This is a genomic window from Maledivibacter halophilus, from assembly GCF_900167445.1.
In the GTDB taxonomy this organism is placed as follows: Bacteria; Bacillota; Clostridia; order Peptostreptococcales; family Caminicellaceae; genus Maledivibacter; species Maledivibacter halophilus.
In genome coordinates, this window is sequence record NZ_FUZT01000001.1 from 620,983 (window position 1) to 638,447 (window position 17,465).

Sequence of the window (17,465 nt, forward strand, 5' to 3'; positions counted from 1 at the left end):
GCGATCAGCTATTATCTATAAAAATCTAGCTGTATTAGTCCCAGCGTTTTTAAAAATAAATTATTAAATAGGAGGATGACAATGTTAATTAAAGATAAATTTAAAAATAAAAAACCCCTTATTTCATTCGAGATATTTCCACCAAAAAAGGATTATCCTGTAGATACAATTTATAGTACAATAGATGCATTAAAGGATTTAAGACCGGATTTTATTAGTGTAACCTATGGTGCAGGAGGCAGCACTAAAGATACTACTGTGGAAATAGCATCCCACATAAGAAACAAACATAGACTATCATCCTTGGCACATCTTACTTGTCTTACATCAACTAAGGATGAGATCCAGAATACTTTAAATTCACTTAAGAAAAAAGGAGTTAGAAATATATTGGCCTTAAGGGGAGATTATCCACAAGAAGAAGGATGGGATTATAAAGGCCCAAATCATTATAAATATGCAAGGGATTTAATTTCTCAAATCAAAAAAAATGGTGATTTTTCAATAGGTGCTGCTTGTTATCCTGAAAAGCACCTTGAATGTCAAAGCTTAGAAAAGGATTTATTGAATCTTAAGGAAAAGGTAGACGCAGGAACAGACTTTCTAATAACTCAGCTTTTTTTTGATAACGAAATTTTTTACGATTTTAAAGAAAAAACTGCTAAACTGGGAATAGATATACCTATTTTAGCAGGGATATTGCCCGTACTTAGCAAAAAACAGATAGAAAAAATTACTTCCCTTACAGGGTGTAGTTTACCTAAAAAATTCCTAAGAATACTAGATAGATACGAATATGAGCCCCAGGCTTTAAAAGAAGCTGGAATAGCATATGCTATAGAACAAATTATTGATCTTCTTTCATGGGGAGTAGATGGTGTTCATATTTATACAATGAATAGACCCAAGACAACTAGAAGAATATTAGACAATATAAAAACAATAAGGGGAGTATTAACCGATGAAGAAGCCTCTTAATTACAACATGATCAATAGAGAATTTATAGACTTATCAATTGACAAAAACGAAGTTTTACGCTATTTAGGATATGATGATAAAAGAGTAGATGATATTACAGATAAAATTATAGACAAGTGTTTTGAGGAAATACTAAAAATAGCTAGAACAAATTTTGTATATAATATTTTCGAAATAAATAGAGACGATAAAAATGTTTTTCTAAATAATTCAAGAATCAAATTAGAAGGAAAAGATATATATAAGCATCTTGAAAAGTCTAAAAAATGCGCTATTATGGCAGTAACCTTGGGTAGTGAAGTAGATAAAAGAATTAAATATTATAGTAAAATGGATTTAACAAAAAGTATTATACTTGATGCCTGCTCAACTGCAGCTATAGAGGCTCTATGTGATAGAGTAGAAGCTTTAATAAAAAGAATTTCAATAAACAATGGATTTTATACTACAAAAAGATACAGCCCTGGGTATGGTGATTTTCCTATAGAAATCCAGCCTCGTATTCTAAACCTTTTAGATGCACAAAAACACATTGGATTAACTGTTACTGGCAGTTATATTTTGATTCCAAGGAAGTCTGTAACTGCATTGATAGGGATTGGTGAAGAATTTCAGAGCAAGAAGGTGGGATGTAAGGATTGTAATCTCTATAATAATTGTTTGTTTGTAAAGAAAGGGGATAGCTGTGGAAATTCGAAAACTATTGAAAAATAATTTTTTAATATTTGATGGTGCCATGGGCACTATGCTGCAGCGTAAAGGATTAAAGGCAGGTCAGTTGCCTGAGGAATATAATATACAATGTCCTGAAATTATAAGGGATATTCACAGGAAATATTTAGAGGCAGGATCAGATATAATCACTACTAACACCTTTGGGGCAAATAGATTAAAACTAAGGGATTCATCCTATTCAGTAGAGACTATAATTGAAAATGCAGTTATGATAGCTAAAGAAGCTGGTGGAGAAAAGAAAGTAGCCTTGGATATAGGGCCAATAGGGCAAATGATGGAGCCAATAGGTACATTAAGCTTTGATGAAGCCTACGATATTTTTAAAGAACAGGTAATAGTTGGTACAAGGGCAGGAGCAGATATTATCTTAATTGAAACAATATCCGATTTATATGAAGCAAAGGCGGCTATTTTAGCTGCAAAGGAGAATAGTCATTTACCTGTTTTTTGTACCATGACATTTCAGGAAAATATGAGAACTTTGACTGGGACCGATGCTATTACTATGGTTCAGGTTTTAGAAGGACTTGGAGTGGATGTGTTGGGAGTGAACTGCTCTCTAGGCCCCAAGCAGCTTTATCCAATAATAGATAAAATACTCAAATTTGCTACTATACCAGTAATGATACAGCCAAATGCTGGTCTTCCCAAGATAATTAATGATGAAACTATATATGATTTGACTTCTGAAGAATTTTCCCAGGAAATAAAATATATAGCAGATAAAGGCGTTGGTATATTTGGTGGATGCTGTGGAACGGACCCGAATTTTATAAAGGCTGTTAAAGAAAAGCTAGAGAATTTAAGACCCAAAGAATTAAAGAATAAGAGATTAACTACAGCTTGTTCTTCTACAAAGACTGTTATTCTTGGTGAGAATGTAAAAGTAATTGGAGAGAGAATAAATCCAACTGGAAAGAAAAAACTTAAAGAAGCACTTAAAAGCACTAATATTGATTATATAATTTCTGAAGCTATAAAACAAAAGGAGACTGGATCAGATATTTTGGATATAAATTTAGGGCTTCCGGAAATAGATGAAATTGGAATGATGACTAAGGTTATTAAGGAGCTTCAAAGTATTATAGACTTACCACTGCAAATAGACAGTATGAAGAGTGACGTTATTGAAAAGGCTGTAAGAATATACAATGGCAAGCCTATAATAAACTCTGTAAATGGCAAAAGAGAAAGTATGGAAAAGATATTTCCAATAGTAAAAAAGTATGGAACATGTGTTATAGGACTTACCCTTGATGATGCTGGACTTCCTAAGACTGCTGAAAAGAGGCTGGAAATAGCAACAAATATAATAGAAACTGCAAAAAACTACGGAATACCCGAAGAGAATATCATAATAGATTGTCTTGTACTTACTGCATCGGCAGCTCAAGAAGCAGTAATGGAAACATTAAAGGCGATACCTATGATAAAATCAAGATACAATGTAAAAACTGCCCTTGGAGCCAGCAATGTATCCTTTGGTCTTCCCGAGAGAAAGATAATCAATGCCACTTATTTGGCGCTGGCATTGGGCTGTGGGTTGGATGCACCAATAACAGATTCTACATCACCAGTACTTATGGATACTATAAGGGCATTTAAGGTTATTTCCAATCAGGATAAGGAATGCAGAGAGTATATAGACTTTTATAATAGAGGGGCAAAGGAAGATAAAATTAAGAAGGAGAAAATAGAAAAGGATTTAAAACAAATAGTAATAGATGGAATGAAGGATGAAGCAAAGACAAAGACTAAGGAACTTTTAGAGATTACGGATCCTATGAAAATAGTGGATGATTATTTAATTTCAGCACTGGATGTAGTTGGTGAAAATTACGACAATGGAGATATATTCCTGCCCCAGCTTATAAGAAGTGCAGAAACCGTAAAAATAGCCTTTGAAGTAATTAAAGAAAGAATGATAGAAGAAGGTAAAGATAAGATATCTAAGGGAAAGATAATCCTTGCAACGGTAAAAGGAGATATCCATGATATAGGAAAAAATATAGTTAAAATACTCCTTGAAAATTATGGGTTTGATGTTATAGACCTTGGAAAGGATGTAGATATACATGAGATAGTAGAAAGAGCACAGAGGGAAGATGTTAAGCTAGTGGGATTAAGTGCCCTTATGACTACTACAGTTAGAGCAATGGAGGAAACCATAATTGAACTTAAAAAACAAAAACCTAAATGTTCTATAATGGTGGGAGGAGCAGTGCTAAATAAGGAATATTCAAAAATGATAGGAGCCCATTACTATGGAAAAGATGCTAGAGAGTCTGTAAACATAGCTAGGAAGGTTTTTGGAGTTTAGGGAAAATAAAATCACTTAATTTAATAGCAGTTTTTACCTTGACAATGATTGCCAAACGTGTTATAATCAATGATTATCGCATTAATATGAAAGGATGAATTACTATTTACAAAAAATATTATTCACTACGGTTTTTGATTGTTGGAATAGCTGTAGTGCTGTATTATTTAATTTCAACATTGTCTTGGTATAGATAACCAACGTTAAAGCTTAGCATATATTTCATAGAAAATATTGAAAACTTCTATATTTTTTATGGTATTTGTAATGTTTTAAAGTTGGTTATCTCTGAATATACCTTAAGATAAAAAATTTCAAAGTAAATGACGGTTAATCAAATCTGATGGCCGTCATTATTTATTGTCAAATTTCCTATTTTTTCATCATAATAATCTATAATTTTACTCCAGTCATATTTCTGAGCTATTTGGCTGTAATTTTTTCTTCTGATTTCATTAATATTAACTATTGCGAATCTAAGCTTGTCTACTAAATCAATAAAATTTTCATAGAAAATTTCTGGATGTTTATCTATAGTATAAAGATCAGGATAAGTCAAACGCTTAGGTAAAATAGGATAGCATCGGCTATATACTGCTTCCATTACGCTTATTCCAAAAAAATCATGATTGGATGTTACTGGTAAAATATCAGAAGCAAGAAGCCATGATGCGTATTCAGTGCCACTTAGATATCCTGTTTTAATAATATCTTCCTTAAAGATCTCAAATGCCTTTTCAAATATAGGGGGAGAGTTTTTATAGGCTTGTCCTAAAATAGCAAGTTTAAACTTTAAACCTTCCTTTTTCAATATAAAAAGTGCTTTGAAGAAATCATCGGGGTTTTTATCAAATTCCCATCTATGATTCCATAAAATGAGAGGTAAATCTTCTTTATAAATATCTTTATCCCCCTTATTAATCTTTTTCAAATTCATACCAATAGGTAAGACTTCTGACTTCTTATAAAGGATTTCAGTTATATTTGAATGTTTGTAGTCAGGCATTTTTTTCAGCAGTATTTCTAAAGCATTATAAAATGAATTCATGTTATGCTTAGAATTAAAAAATACATGATCAGCTGCTAAAGCAGTGGTATAATTCATGAATCCATAATTGATATCTCTTTTAAGATGTTTATCTTCACTATCTGTCTTCCAAGGATAAGTTAATTGATTCTCGTGAAAGTATACTCCAATAGGTACAGAGGTTTTAAGTTTTTTCCTTATAAGGGATATGAAGGTTGTTAAATCTAACATATCTGTTGCTAGAATTATATCTGGATTAAAATTTGAAGTTAAAAATTCTTTAGCCAAGGTTACAGCACCACCATACATCCTCCACTTCCAAAATCGTCCATCCATACTTAATATTTCAATATTATGAGAGCTGTACTTTTTATACTGCTCCGCCCATGTTTTATGTGAACCGGAAAAAAAGGGTTCAACGATTAAAATGTTTTTAATAATAAAAGCCTCCTTAATATTTAATAGTATTACTAGATTAGCCTGTTGTGCTAGTAAATGAAACAATTTATTTTAAATATAATATAGAATTTTATTTCATAGATATAGTAATCTAAAAGTACATTTTAACATATATAATTACACATTATTCATACAAAGTTCAAAACTGCTTGCATATTTTAAATAATGACTCTTCTAAATTTTGTTTGGAGCCTATTAAAGATCAATGCTGTTTATTTGAGCAAATTGCATAATTACCTTCTGTAAAAACTATTTACTACATATAGTTTGAAAATCTCTAAAGACATACTATATAGATTATGCAACCCAGCCAAGTTAGAATTCTGCAATTTCCTCATTTAAAAAAAGTAAGATAATTAATAAAAAGATAAAGGAGTCCAAAAACTATTGTCGAAATATTTATAATATATTTCATGATAATCTGGGTTTAAAGGTCGATTTTTAAAGTAAAGGAGTATAAAAATGGCATGGGTTATATCTTTAATTATCAGAGGGGTTATTCTCTTTTTAATCATGGTTACAATAATAAAGTTTAATATGAAAGAATCTTCATCAGAATCAAAGAAAAAATTTGATGAGTGAACTTGAAAAATAGAAGAACCGTTGCATGTTTATGAAGGGAACTTTAAATATGTGTGAAGGTGAATTGTCATTGTATATATGAGAAAAATAGGGGGAAGATTATGATTGAAATACCGGAAGCTATTTCCTTATCCGAACAAATTAATCAAACAATAAAAGGAAAAAAGATTAATCATGTTATTGTAAATCAATCGCCGCATAAATTTGCTTGGTTTTTAGGTAATCCAGATGAATATAATTCGAAACTAAATGGAAAGACAATAGAAAAAGCCTATGCATATGGTGGATTAGTTGAACTTAGTTTAGGAATTACAAAGTTATTATTTGGTGATGGAGTCAATTTGAAATACTTTATAGAAGGAGAAAAATTGCCTAAGAAACATCAATTATTAATAAAATTTGATGATGAATCTATACTCACTGCAACGGTTCAAATGTATGGTGGAATGTGGTGTTTTGAAGATGGTAAGTTTGACAATGAATATTATATAATTGCCAAAGAAAAACCTTCACCTTTGTCTAAAGAATTTGATTTTGAATATTATATGAAAATGGTATTAGATGAAAGGTTGCAAAAAAAGAGTGTAAAAGCTCTTTTGGCTACGGAACAACGTATACCTGGTCTTGGCAATGGAGTATTACAGGATATATTATTCAATGCTAAGATTCATCCAAAAAGGAAAGTATCAACAATTTCAAATGAAGAGGTAGAGAGATTATATCATTCTATAAAATCTACTTTGCATGAAATGACCATTAAAGGTGGGAGGGATACTGAAAAGGACCTATTTGGATGCTCTGGAGGATATGCAACTAAATTGAGTAAGAAAACTTTAAATCGACCATGTATAGTTTGTGGAGGAAATATAATAAAGAAAGCTTATCTAGGTGGGAGTATTTATTATTGTGAAGGCTGTCAGGTAGAATAAAAATCGATTAAATTAAATATTCAGGTGTTTTGTATAAAGCCTTTTGTATATTAGTGAACTACTCACCACTTGCTTACGCAGAAGTGGGAGCTTCTAGTATCAAGTACTAGAACTTTTCCTGTTTCCTAGAGTTGAGCCTTCTATATTAGCAAGGTCTTATTTGACTCTCTACAGGCGTAACTTTCCCTTGCACCGAGGGTAGATGCCGATGTTATCGGTTTCTTAAGTGCCTTGGATATTTTACGCAAGGAAGGCAATGCTTGGTTTTCGCTATTGTCGGATTCTCCTTGCAACCTTATATATCCAGTTATCAAAGAACTATCATAGTTACATTATATCATAAAATCAATTATATCAAATCATTGATTTTATAGTGCTTACATATCCCACTTATAGAAGATAGGAGACTTACGCACAGTGGTTAAAAGAAACTGGCTTTAAAAAAGCTTACTTAGATTTAAATGATTATTATGATAAAGATAGAAATACCCAGATTAATCAAGTAGGAAATGAAAATTCAACAAGCTTAGCTGATCTTGTTTTAGGCTCTGGAGCAACAATTGTAAGAGACCGAAGTAAAGCTCCTTTAATGGTTGCAAGTCCTATGGTTAGTGGTATGGGTAGAATGAATGAAGTGGCAGATATTGACTGTAAGGTAGTCGTTGAGGCAGAAGAGAATGATATGGATGATGCAAAGAAGATTATTAAAGATATGGGAGGCATTTTAGATAATCCGAATGTTCGTGAACCTAAAATAACAGGTGATGGAGATAAGGTTTTTGATATGGCATTTGATAGACTTAGAAGGAATTTATAGTTGAATTAATTATATATAAACACTTATAGAATTGTTATAATAAATTGTATTATATAAAACCTAGGATTTAAAATAAATCTAGGTTTTTTTGTTACACATAGATTAAATTAACCTGTTGCGCTAATAAATCAAATTTTTGTTTTGAAATAATACTCCCCATATAGGAACTATCACAACGAGCTAAAATAGTAAAATTTCAAGCTTTTTTATGGCTGAAAATAATGGTGTTTTTTTTATAATGATGATAAAATGTTTTTAGATTGTAGAATATTTTATTCAATCGATATTCAAAGGCAATATTGCAAGTAAATAAATTTACAGAAGGTGAAAATATGTATTCATTTTATAAGAATACAAGTTTACAAAATTACAAAAGGTATATAGTTATAGGATCTCTTGCCTTTATTTGTATTATTGGCTTTTCAATGATTATTGATTTCATTCAGAATGTTAAGGAAGATATTAAAGTAGAATTATCACCCAACAATATTAAAAATATAGAAAAGCCTATTTTAAAAACAAAAAATCCCCATGAAAATGCAGTTAGATTGATGAAATATTTAACAGATATATATGGTAAAAAAATTCTTTCAGGACAACAAATAGATTGGGATTCTGGTTGGGAGTCATTGGAGCTTGATGCTATATATAAAGAAACTGGGAGATTTCCGGCAATAATAGGATTGGATTTTATGGAATACTCACCTTCTAGGGTTGAGAGAGGAGCTTCCAGTGTAGATACAGAAAAAGCCATTAAATGGTGGGAGAAAGGTGGCGTAGTTACCTTTTGCTGGCATTGGAACGCACCTACGGGTTTAATTGATAAAAAACCAGATCAAAATTGGTGGAGTGGTATGTATACTAGATCTACGACCTTTGACTTTACTAAGGGACTAGAGGATCATAAATCCATAGAATATCAGCTTTTAATACGAGATATAGATGCCATTGCTTTACAGCTGAAGAGATTACAAGAAGAAGGGGTGCCAGTGCTGTGGCGGCCATTACATGAAGCTTCTGGAGGATGGTTTTGGTGGGGAAGTAAAGGACCAGAGGCTTATAAGAAGCTTTGGAGGTTAATATTTGAAAGACTTACTGAATATCATCAGCTTAAAAATTTGATTTGGGTATGGAATGGATTAGATAAGAATTGGTATCCTGGAGATGATGTAGTAGATATAATAGGAGAACATGCATACTTAGAAAAGCATGATTATTCACCTTTGGAAGAAGAGTTTAAAAAGGCTCAAACCTATACTGAAGAGAATAAAATGATAGCTCTTACAGAGAATGGACCAATACCAGATCCTGATATTCTCCTTGAAAAAGAGATTGCATGGCTTTGGTTTTGTACTTGGTGTGAATCTACTATTATTGATAGGGATGGAAAAAACTATTCACAAGAATTTACTGAAGGTTGTATGCTAAGGAAGGTTTACAATCATGAATATGTGATTACACGGGATGAACTACCTAATTTAAAGAAGTATCCTATTAATTGAGATTATTGAATGTATTTATTGTAAATTATATTAATAGGGGAGGAATAATTAGAAAGTTATATTAAGAAAGAAGAGGGGATAATATAATGGGAAAAAAAATAACATGCTTTACACTTGTAGGATTAGTTTTTTTATCATATTTTAATTTAACTCAAGCCCTTGAGCTAATATCTGAAAAAGCATCTAAAAGTCAAAATATTAATGACTATAAAGAATATTTTTTAGAGACCTTTGATAACAAAACCTTAAAAAATAATAAAATAAGGGATAGTCGTAATACTATATGGAAAATAAACAAGGTAGAAGGTCAAGAAAATTCTATAACTGATAATGGAGCTCTAGAATTAGGTGGAGCACAATATATGCAGAGGGCTGTTTTAGATGAAAAACTATGGGATAATAAACAGGATTATGCAATGGAATTTACAATTAATGTACAAAGCATGGGAAATGTTGGACATTCAGGACGTCCAATAGCTATTATTATACCTCGGACAAAGGATAAATCCTTTAATAAATATTATGCTGTTACCTATCATATGGAAAACACATATATGGGTGCTATAATTGCTAATATGTATAAATGTAAATGGGCTATAATAAATACTGCAGCTCCAACAAAAACTGAAGCCCTTGTTGAAGGATATTATCTATTGAGAGAAAATGTTGATTATACAGGGCGTTTAGTTATTCACAATACTGATGAAGGAAATGTTAATATCAAATTTTATATAGATGGACCTACAAATCCATCAGAAGAATATAAACCTCTTCTTGAGTATACCGACTCATCATCATATAAAATAATTTCAAGTGAAGCTGGTCCAGCCTTTGGGATGGCAGGCTATTCAGATGATGGATGGGGATATTCTCCTATAGTACGATATGACAACATAAAACTTTATGAACTTGATGAATATAGGAAATATGAAAAACAATTGAAGGAATATAGCAAAATAAGACCCAAGGATATAAAATTACATGAAAAATATGGAGAAATACAATATTTGATTAATAGAGGTATTTTTAGTGCATATTTTGATGGAACCTTTAAACCAGATAGAAATATAGCAAAAATGGAATTTCTTAAAATGCTAATTAGACTAAAAGGAGAAAGGTATCTCAATGATAAGGATTATATAGAAAGAGGAATAAAGCTTGGAATTATTGATAAAAAAGATATTGTTTTTTTAAATAGTCCCATTAATAAATATGATGCTGCCCTCATGATAACAAGATATTTTGGTAATCCATCTGCCGATAGGACCTATATCTCAAATATTAAAGATAGGCGTGATATTAAAGATAAAGAACTGCTTAATTCTGTGCTTTTTACTTATTATGAGGGATATATTAGATTAAATGATGATTTTAAGTTTATGGGAGAGGAATTCATAAATAGATCAAAAGGTGTTAGTATATTAATGAGAATGATAGATGATGGTTATAGAAAAGTCAATTACAGCTTAGAACTTCCACATGTTTTGTCATCTGGTGCAGTACTTCAGAGAAACAAAAAAATTCCTATTTGGGGTAGAGGTGTTTCAGGAGAAACAATCAAGGTCAAGTTTAGGAAACAAGTAAAGACTGCGGTTGTTAAAAATGGTCATTGGTATTTAGAGCTTGAACCAGAATCCCATGGAGGACCCTACACTTTAACTGTGAGTAGTAAGAAGGATAAAATTACATTGAAAGATATATATGTAGGAGAAGTTTTTATTGTAGCTGGACAATCAAATGCGGAAATGTATCTTAATGAATGCAATGATGCAGAAGAAACAAAGAAGAAATTAATGAATAAGGAGCATATTCGTTTCTATGAAACCCAGCAAATAATGGCAGTTAGACCTAATTTTACAACTATTGGAAAATGGGAAGCCTCCTATGAATGGGCTATTGACTGGTCAGCGGCTGTTGGAACCTTTTTTATAGAAAAATTGATAGAACTAAATGATGATCTAGAGGATGTTCCTCTTGGAGTTATTCCAATTACATATGGAGGTTCTACAATTGAATTATTTATGCCAAATACAATTACTGAAGAGAAAAATTTTGTTCAAAAAGATAATGAACCAATAATGTCAGGTTTTTGGAATGGATTTATGGAATCGGTCGCACCCTATGGAGCAAAGGGAGTTATTTATTATCAAGGAGAAAATAGCACACAATTGGGATATAAATATGAACCATTACTTAGGGACTATTTAAGGGGATTTAGGAAAGAATTTAAGGATATAAATCTTCCTTTTATGCTAGTACAGATTTCTGGATATGGAGATAATTCCTATGAAAATGATGTCGATACTTGGCCTATAATTAGAGAAGTTCAAATGAAGGTTGCAAATACTACCGATAATACAGGGCTAGTTACATCAATTGATTTAGCAGATCCAGATCCTATGGAAATACATCCTAAAGAAAAAAAGCCAATAGGGGTACGTCTTGCCTATTTAGCAATGGATATGATTTATGGGAAAGATTTAGGATATAAGAGTGCAGAGATTAAATCCTATAAATTTGCAGATAATAAAGTAATTGTTGATTTTGATTATACCTTTGGATCTCTTTATATTAAGGATAATACAGCAAAAGGATTTCAAATCCTGGACTCTAATGGGAAATGGCATCGGGCTAAGGCAAGGGTAAATGAGATAAATAATACTGTTGAAATTTGGTGTGATAGTATTCCTGTGCCTCAAGGTGCTAGATATGCTTGGAATAATTATCCTTCAAACAGCCTTTATAACAATGTTGATTTACCGACCCTACCCTTTAGAATTGTTAATGCTCCTGATTCTACTACAAGTAATATTTTAAAAATAACTAATCATATGTTAAATAATCATGACGCCATAGTAAATCTTACAAGGGATAATTATTTTAGAGTTGTAAATAGACTAGATAGTAATACACTTTCTCATGAGTACGCAATAAAAGATCAAGCATCTGGAGATACCATAGTGAAGCTATTAAGACTTGAAAATGCAAGGGCTCAAGATGGAACAACAGAAACTAGTATAAAAATATATAATCATGGTCTTTCTGTAGGTGATTGGATAAGAAACAATACCAGACGATGGGAAGCACGAAGAGTAGATGAAGTACTAGATAAGGATACCATAGTGGTAAGAAAAATTACTGATCAAGGATCTGGAGATGATATATCAAGATATCAATTTAATGGAGAAACAATAGCCGAGTAATTAAGATATAAATGGAATAGCAAGTATATTCGTACTATCTTATTCTAATTTATTTAGTAGGAGTAGGTTATAATTTTTACCTACTCTTTTTTGTATATGTAAATAATCAAAATTTCTCCTAATATGATTCTAATATTTAGAAATAAAAATTATTGTAATATATTTTTGCTCTATATAGTCAAGTGTAAAATTTAAGTAAAATATATTGACACAATATAAGAATGGTTTTATTACATAGACACATTTGCATATATCCATATGAATTAAGTAGATTAAATAAACTATTTTTAATTATTCAATGAAATTAAATTTTGTCATTAAAATTGACGACAACGAGTAAATATCTTTATGTTGAAGAATAGCATTTAAAGACATATAATAAACTTAACAGAAAAGTCTGACTAAACCAATGTTAAGTTTTGTCACTATTTAATTATGCCATTCAATAATAATAAGGAGGAGATTTTATGTCTAAGAGTGCTGCTGGAAGCTTACATGAGCCGAACCAAAGGGGTGTAAAGGATACAATTCAAAAATTTGGTGGATTTCTAAGCGGTATGGTAATGCCTAATATAGGTGCTTTTATTGCATGGGGGCTAATAACAGCATTATTTATTCCTACAGGGTGGAAGCCAAATGAAAATTTAAGTGCATTAGTAGGACCTATGATTACGTATTTGCTACCACTATTAATTGGATATACAGGAGGAAAACTGGTTGCAGGTACAAGGGGAGGAGTTATTGGAGCAGTAGCAACTATGGGAGTAATAGTTGGAGTAGATATCCCAATGTTTATGGGTGCTATGATAATGGGGCCTTTAGGAGGCTTTGTAATTAAAAAATTTGATCAAGCTATAGAAGGTAAAGTAGCGTCAGGCTTTGAAATGTTGGTAAATAATTTTTCGGCTGGAATTATTGGCATGATATTAGCTTTAGTGGCTTATTTGGGAATAGGCCCAGTAGTTTTAGGATTAAATAAAGTATTAAAATCAGGGGTAGAAATCATAGTAAATGAAGGTTTGCTCCCTCTAGCATCTTTGTTTATTGAACCTGGAAAAATACTATTCTTAAATAATGCAATAAATCATGGAGTATTAGGGCCCTTAGGAGTCCAAGAGGCAAAAGAATTTGGAAAATCAATATTCTTCCTATTGGAAACAAATCCTGGACCTGGACTTGGAATATTATTAGCTTATTGGGTATTTAGTAAAGGAATGATAAAGCAGTCAACACCAGGAGCAATTATAATTCACTTTTTAGGAGGAATACATGAGATATATTTTCCATACGTTTTAATGAATCCTATATTAGTATTAGCTGTAATAGCTGGAGGAGCCAGTGGAATTTTCACATTCAGTATTTTAGGGGCAGGTTTAGTAGCTACACCATCACCAGGAAGTATATTTGCACTACTTGCTATGACACCAAAGGGAAGCTTTATAGCAGTAATATTAGGAGTGATAGTATCTACGGCAGTTTCTTTCTTAGTTGCTTCAATTTTTATTAAAAGAAAGAACAATAATATGGTGGAACAAGAATTAGAGAGTGCAAAGGAAAAAGTAAAGGAATTGAAGGGAAAAAAATTAAAACAAAACGTTAAGAAAATAGTATTTGCATGTGATGCAGGGATGGGATCAAGTGCTATGGGTGCTTCTGTATTGAGAAACAAATTGGAAAAGGCTGGAGTTGATATTGAGGTGGTAAATAGTTCTGTTGATGAAATACCACAGGATGTAGATATAGTTATTAGTCATAGTAAATTAACTCCAAGAGCTAAATCAAGTGCACCTAATGCTGAACACATTTCCATTGATAATTTTATTAGCAGTCCAGTATACGATGAATTAGTAGCTAGATTATCGAAATGATTAATGATAACCTAAGGATATTGAATAAGCAGTGGAGTTTAATAAGCTTCACTGTTTATTAGTTTTTGATATATATTAAGGAATGTCAGTAATAAATAATGCCAAACAAAATTATGTTTAGCTTGATTTAAAGGATTTTCTAAAGATATAATTAAATTAAGAAAATTATAAATTTACTAATGTCACTATTTAAAATGAGGGTGAGTAAATGTGAATGAGAAACTATTAGCTTTCCGTACAAAACAAATATTAGAAATTATTAATAACTCTTCGGAAACAATCACTACTAAAGAAATAGCAAAGAAGCTAGGTGTAAGTACTAGAACTGTTCTAAGGGAAATGCATTATGTAGAAAAATGGCTAAAAAGCAATAATTTTCAACTTGTTAAAAAACCGAGAATCGGAATTAAACTAATAGCAACATTAGATGATAAAAAAAGACTAAAAGGCTTACTAGAAGATGAGCTTGTGGAACAAAGCTTTACCCCAGAGGAAAGACAGTCTTTGATTATTGGTGAGCTTTTACAACGAAAAGAACCGACAAAATTATATTATTTTTCAAGTAGCTTTAAGGTATCAGAGGGTACTATAAGTCATGATCTTGATAAGATTGAAGATTGGTTTAAAAGGTATGAATTAACTTTAGTTAGGAAGCCTGGTCTTGGAGTCTATTTAAAAGGTAAAGAAAAGGCATTTAGAAAAGCTATGATTAATCTACTTTATGAAAATTTAAGTGAAGATCAAATAATAAACGTAATTCGTAAAAGTTTAACTTCTATTAATACTAATGAAGGAAGAATTGAAATTAATACTAGAAACAGGTTAATGAACCTTATTGATAAAGAAATGATAAAAATAATAGAAAAAACAGTACATGAAGCTGAGGGAGACTTGGAATATAAGCTTACAGATAGCTCATATGCAGGTTTGATTGTACATCTTGCTTTAGCTATCCAGAGAATAAAAAATAATGAAAACATTACTATGAAAGATGATTTATTAAAAAAATTAATTGATAGTCATGAATTTATAATAGCTCAAAGAATATCAAATCAAATTTCTAAATTCTTAGATATAGAAATACCCCAAGAAGAGGTAGGATATATAACAATGCATTTAAAAGGCTCTAAAATGAGAAATGGTGCCTATAAAGATGATGTTAAAGGAATTAATGAGTTTATAATTGGAAACTTTGAATTAACTAAGCTGGCAAGTGAAATGATTAAGATTGCAGAAGAAGAATCAGGGTATTCTTTAAAGAATGATGAAAATCTGTTAGTTGGACTAGTCACGCATTTCAGACCTACTATTGATAGATTAAAGATGAATTTAGATATTAGGAATCCATTACTTCATAAAATCAAAGAAATGTATCCAGAGATATTTAAAATTAGTAAAAAGTGCTCAGAGATTATAAATAAAAGATTTAATGTTATTATGCCAGAAGCCGAAATTGGTTTTATTGCTATGCATATAGGAGCTGCTATAGAAAAGAAACGGCAGCAAGAAGTCAAAAACAAAGTAATGTATAGAGTTATTGTTGCTTGTACCAGTGGAATTGGTACATCAAAGCTTTTAGCAACAAGACTAAAAAAAGAGTTTAATAATCTACTAATTATAGATACTATATCGTCTTTAGAAATAAAGGAAGAATGGCTAAAGGAAAATAAAATTGACATTATTATTTCTACAGTTTATGTAGATGTGAGTACAATTCCAGTAGTAAGTGTAAATCCATTATTGTTAGAAAAAGATGTCATTAAGATAAAAAAGACGTTAGAGAAAATTAATACAGCAGAATTAAGGGATTCAAATATTAATAACAAAAACCATATGGATTTAAGGGATAGAGCCAGTGCCTTAAAGAATTATGGTGAAGGAGTATTAGAGATTATTGATAGTCTTTTTCTTAAAGAAAATTTGGACTTTGATAACCATAATGAACTAATTAAATATGTAAGCACACTAATAGGCGAAAGTAAAGAAGACATAGATATTATTGAAAGGGACCTATTAGCTAGAGAGGAACAAGGAAGTACAGTATTAGAAGGAAAAAGAATGATGTTATTGCATTGTCGTACTAATGGGGTTAATAGCCTTAAGTTTGGGGTAGTTAGATTGTTTGAAGAAAAACCGATTTTTTGTAAAAGTGGTAGGGGAGAAGAAGAAATATTAACTGTTTTAGTAATGATGTACTCTAGTAGTAAAAACAAAGGACATTTAGAAGTTATTAGTGAGATTAGTAGAAATCTGATAGATGAACCTAAGTTTGTTGATATTTTAGCTAAAGGAACAAAAAAGGAAATATTTATTTCAATAAAAAGTATTTTAAACAGCTTTCTTGATCTAAAAATTAATATGATTTAGGGAGGGGGGAATTAATTTGTTTAAAATGATAGATGGTATATATGTGTTATTTCTAGTAGGACAAAATGGGCAATTAACTTTAGGAATAATATTAGCCATAGCTTTAATTTTATTAGTATTATTTGTTATAAAGAAAAGAAAAATTGAGGGTACAGCTGAAAACAAGGATGAGTCAGAAAAAATCAATAGTAATAAAAACGTAATAAGAAATACAGAAGCACAAAATGTTGATAATAAAATTTTGATAAAGGACAATATCGTATTGGGTTTAAAAAATACAACTAAAGAAGAAGCTATAAAAATGGCTGGACAACTTTTAGTTAATAGTGGATATGTGGGAGATGAATATATACAAGCCATGCTTGAAAGGGAAAATGTAATATCAACTTATATTGGTAATGGGGTAGCCATCCCCCATGGAGTTGGGTCAGCTAAAGAACAAATAATAAAGTCAGGAATTGTGGTTCTTCAATTTCCTCAGGGGGTAGATTTTGGAGAAGGGAACATAGCCTATTTAATTATTGGAATAGCAGGTAAAGATAACGATCATTTGAAGCTTCTTTCTAATATAGCAACTACTTTAGAAAACAATGATGTAGTAGAAGAATTAATAAAGACAACTAATGCCGGAGATATTTATAATACATTTACGAAAAATTTATAGATATGAAGGAGGA

General features: G+C 31.1%; 11 protein-coding genes. 10 read left to right on the top strand and 1 reads right to left on the bottom strand.

The window, feature by feature from the left end:
* Positions 1–81 precede the first annotated feature (81 nt).
* Genes metF through B5X81_RS02845 form a run of 3 tightly spaced genes read left to right on the top strand, consistent with a single transcriptional unit; the run spans position 82 to position 4,034 of the window.
* Positions 82–978 (top strand): methylenetetrahydrofolate reductase [NAD(P)H], encoded by an 897-nt coding sequence (gene metF, locus B5X81_RS02835; RefSeq protein WP_079489207.1) that lies wholly within the window; start codon positions 82–84, stop codon positions 976–978.
* Positions 962–1,693: a vitamin B12 dependent-methionine synthase activation domain-containing protein gene (locus B5X81_RS02840; protein WP_208984965.1), complete on the top strand. Its 732-nt coding sequence runs from the start codon at positions 962–964 to the stop codon at positions 1,691–1,693. Before metF ends, B5X81_RS02840 begins: the two co-directional genes overlap by 17 nt.
* A complete protein-coding gene (locus tag B5X81_RS02845) occupies positions 1,665–4,034 on the top strand; it encodes a homocysteine S-methyltransferase family protein (protein ID WP_079489209.1) in 2,370 nt (789 codons plus the stop codon). The genes B5X81_RS02840 and B5X81_RS02845 overlap by 29 nt, the downstream gene beginning before the upstream one ends.
* Before the next feature lie 334 nt (positions 4,035–4,368).
* Here the strand turns inward: B5X81_RS02845 and B5X81_RS02850 are convergent, their stop codons facing one another.
* Positions 4,369–5,565 carry a tRNA-queuosine alpha-mannosyltransferase domain-containing protein gene (locus tag B5X81_RS02850; RefSeq protein WP_079489210.1) on the bottom strand — a complete coding sequence of 399 codons (1,197 nt, stop codon included), beginning with the start codon at positions 5,563–5,565 and terminating at the stop codon, positions 4,369–4,371.
* 638 nt (positions 5,566–6,203) lie between these two features.
* On the opposite strand from B5X81_RS02850, the gene B5X81_RS02855 reads away from it, so the two are divergent.
* From B5X81_RS02855 to B5X81_RS02885, 7 genes are all read left to right on the top strand, one after another.
* A complete protein-coding gene (locus B5X81_RS02855) occupies positions 6,204–7,031 on the top strand; it encodes an endonuclease VIII (protein ID WP_079489212.1) in 828 nt (275 codons plus the stop codon).
* A gap of 589 nt (positions 7,032–7,620) precedes the next feature.
* Positions 7,621–7,848 carry a hypothetical protein gene (locus B5X81_RS02860; RefSeq protein ID WP_079489213.1) on the top strand — a complete coding sequence of 76 codons (228 nt, stop codon included), beginning with the start codon at positions 7,621–7,623 and terminating at the stop codon, positions 7,846–7,848.
* Positions 7,849–8,180: 332 nt separating this feature from the next.
* On the top strand, positions 8,181–9,350 hold the full coding sequence (locus tag B5X81_RS02865; RefSeq protein WP_139380229.1) for a glycosyl hydrolase: 1,170 nt from the start codon (positions 8,181–8,183) through the stop codon (positions 9,348–9,350).
* Between the two features lie 86 nt (positions 9,351–9,436).
* A complete protein-coding gene (locus tag B5X81_RS02870) occupies positions 9,437–12,553 on the top strand; it encodes a sialate O-acetylesterase (protein WP_079489215.1) in 3,117 nt (1,038 codons plus the stop codon).
* Positions 12,554–13,020: 467 nt separating this feature from the next.
* On the top strand, positions 13,021–14,421 hold the full coding sequence (locus tag B5X81_RS02875; protein WP_079489216.1) for a PTS mannitol transporter subunit IICB: 1,401 nt from the start codon (positions 13,021–13,023) through the stop codon (positions 14,419–14,421).
* Positions 14,422–14,631: 210 nt separating this feature from the next.
* On the top strand, positions 14,632–16,788 hold the full coding sequence (locus B5X81_RS02880; protein ID WP_079489218.1) for a BglG family transcription antiterminator: 2,157 nt from the start codon (positions 14,632–14,634) through the stop codon (positions 16,786–16,788).
* 25 nt (positions 16,789–16,813) lie between these two features.
* The gene (locus tag B5X81_RS02885; RefSeq protein WP_079489586.1) at positions 16,814–17,452 is read left to right on the top strand and encodes a PTS sugar transporter subunit IIA; all 639 of its coding nucleotides are present in this window, start codon (positions 16,814–16,816) and stop codon (positions 17,450–17,452) included.
* Positions 17,453–17,465: the final 13 nt, after the last annotated feature.

Excerpts from the sequence above, each read along its gene's own strand:
- metF (WP_079489207.1), top strand. The coding sequence starts at position 82 with ATGTTAATTAAAGATAAATTTAAAAATAAAAAACCCCTTATTTCATTC.
- B5X81_RS02840 (WP_208984965.1), top strand. The coding sequence starts at position 962 with ATGAAGAAGCCTCTTAATTACAACATGATCAATAGAGAATTTATAGAC.
- B5X81_RS02855 (WP_079489212.1), top strand. The coding sequence starts at position 6,204 with ATGATTGAAATACCGGAAGCTATTTCCTTATCCGAACAAATTAATCAA.
- B5X81_RS02860 (WP_079489213.1), top strand. The coding sequence starts at position 7,621 with ATGGTTGCAAGTCCTATGGTTAGTGGTATGGGTAGAATGAATGAAGTG.
- B5X81_RS02865 (WP_139380229.1), top strand. The coding sequence starts at position 8,181 with ATGTATTCATTTTATAAGAATACAAGTTTACAAAATTACAAAAGGTAT.
- B5X81_RS02870 (WP_079489215.1), top strand. The coding sequence starts at position 9,437 with ATGGGAAAAAAAATAACATGCTTTACACTTGTAGGATTAGTTTTTTTA.
- B5X81_RS02875 (WP_079489216.1), top strand. The coding sequence starts at position 13,021 with ATGTCTAAGAGTGCTGCTGGAAGCTTACATGAGCCGAACCAAAGGGGT.
- B5X81_RS02885 (WP_079489586.1), top strand. The coding sequence starts at position 16,814 with ATGATAGATGGTATATATGTGTTATTTCTAGTAGGACAAAATGGGCAA.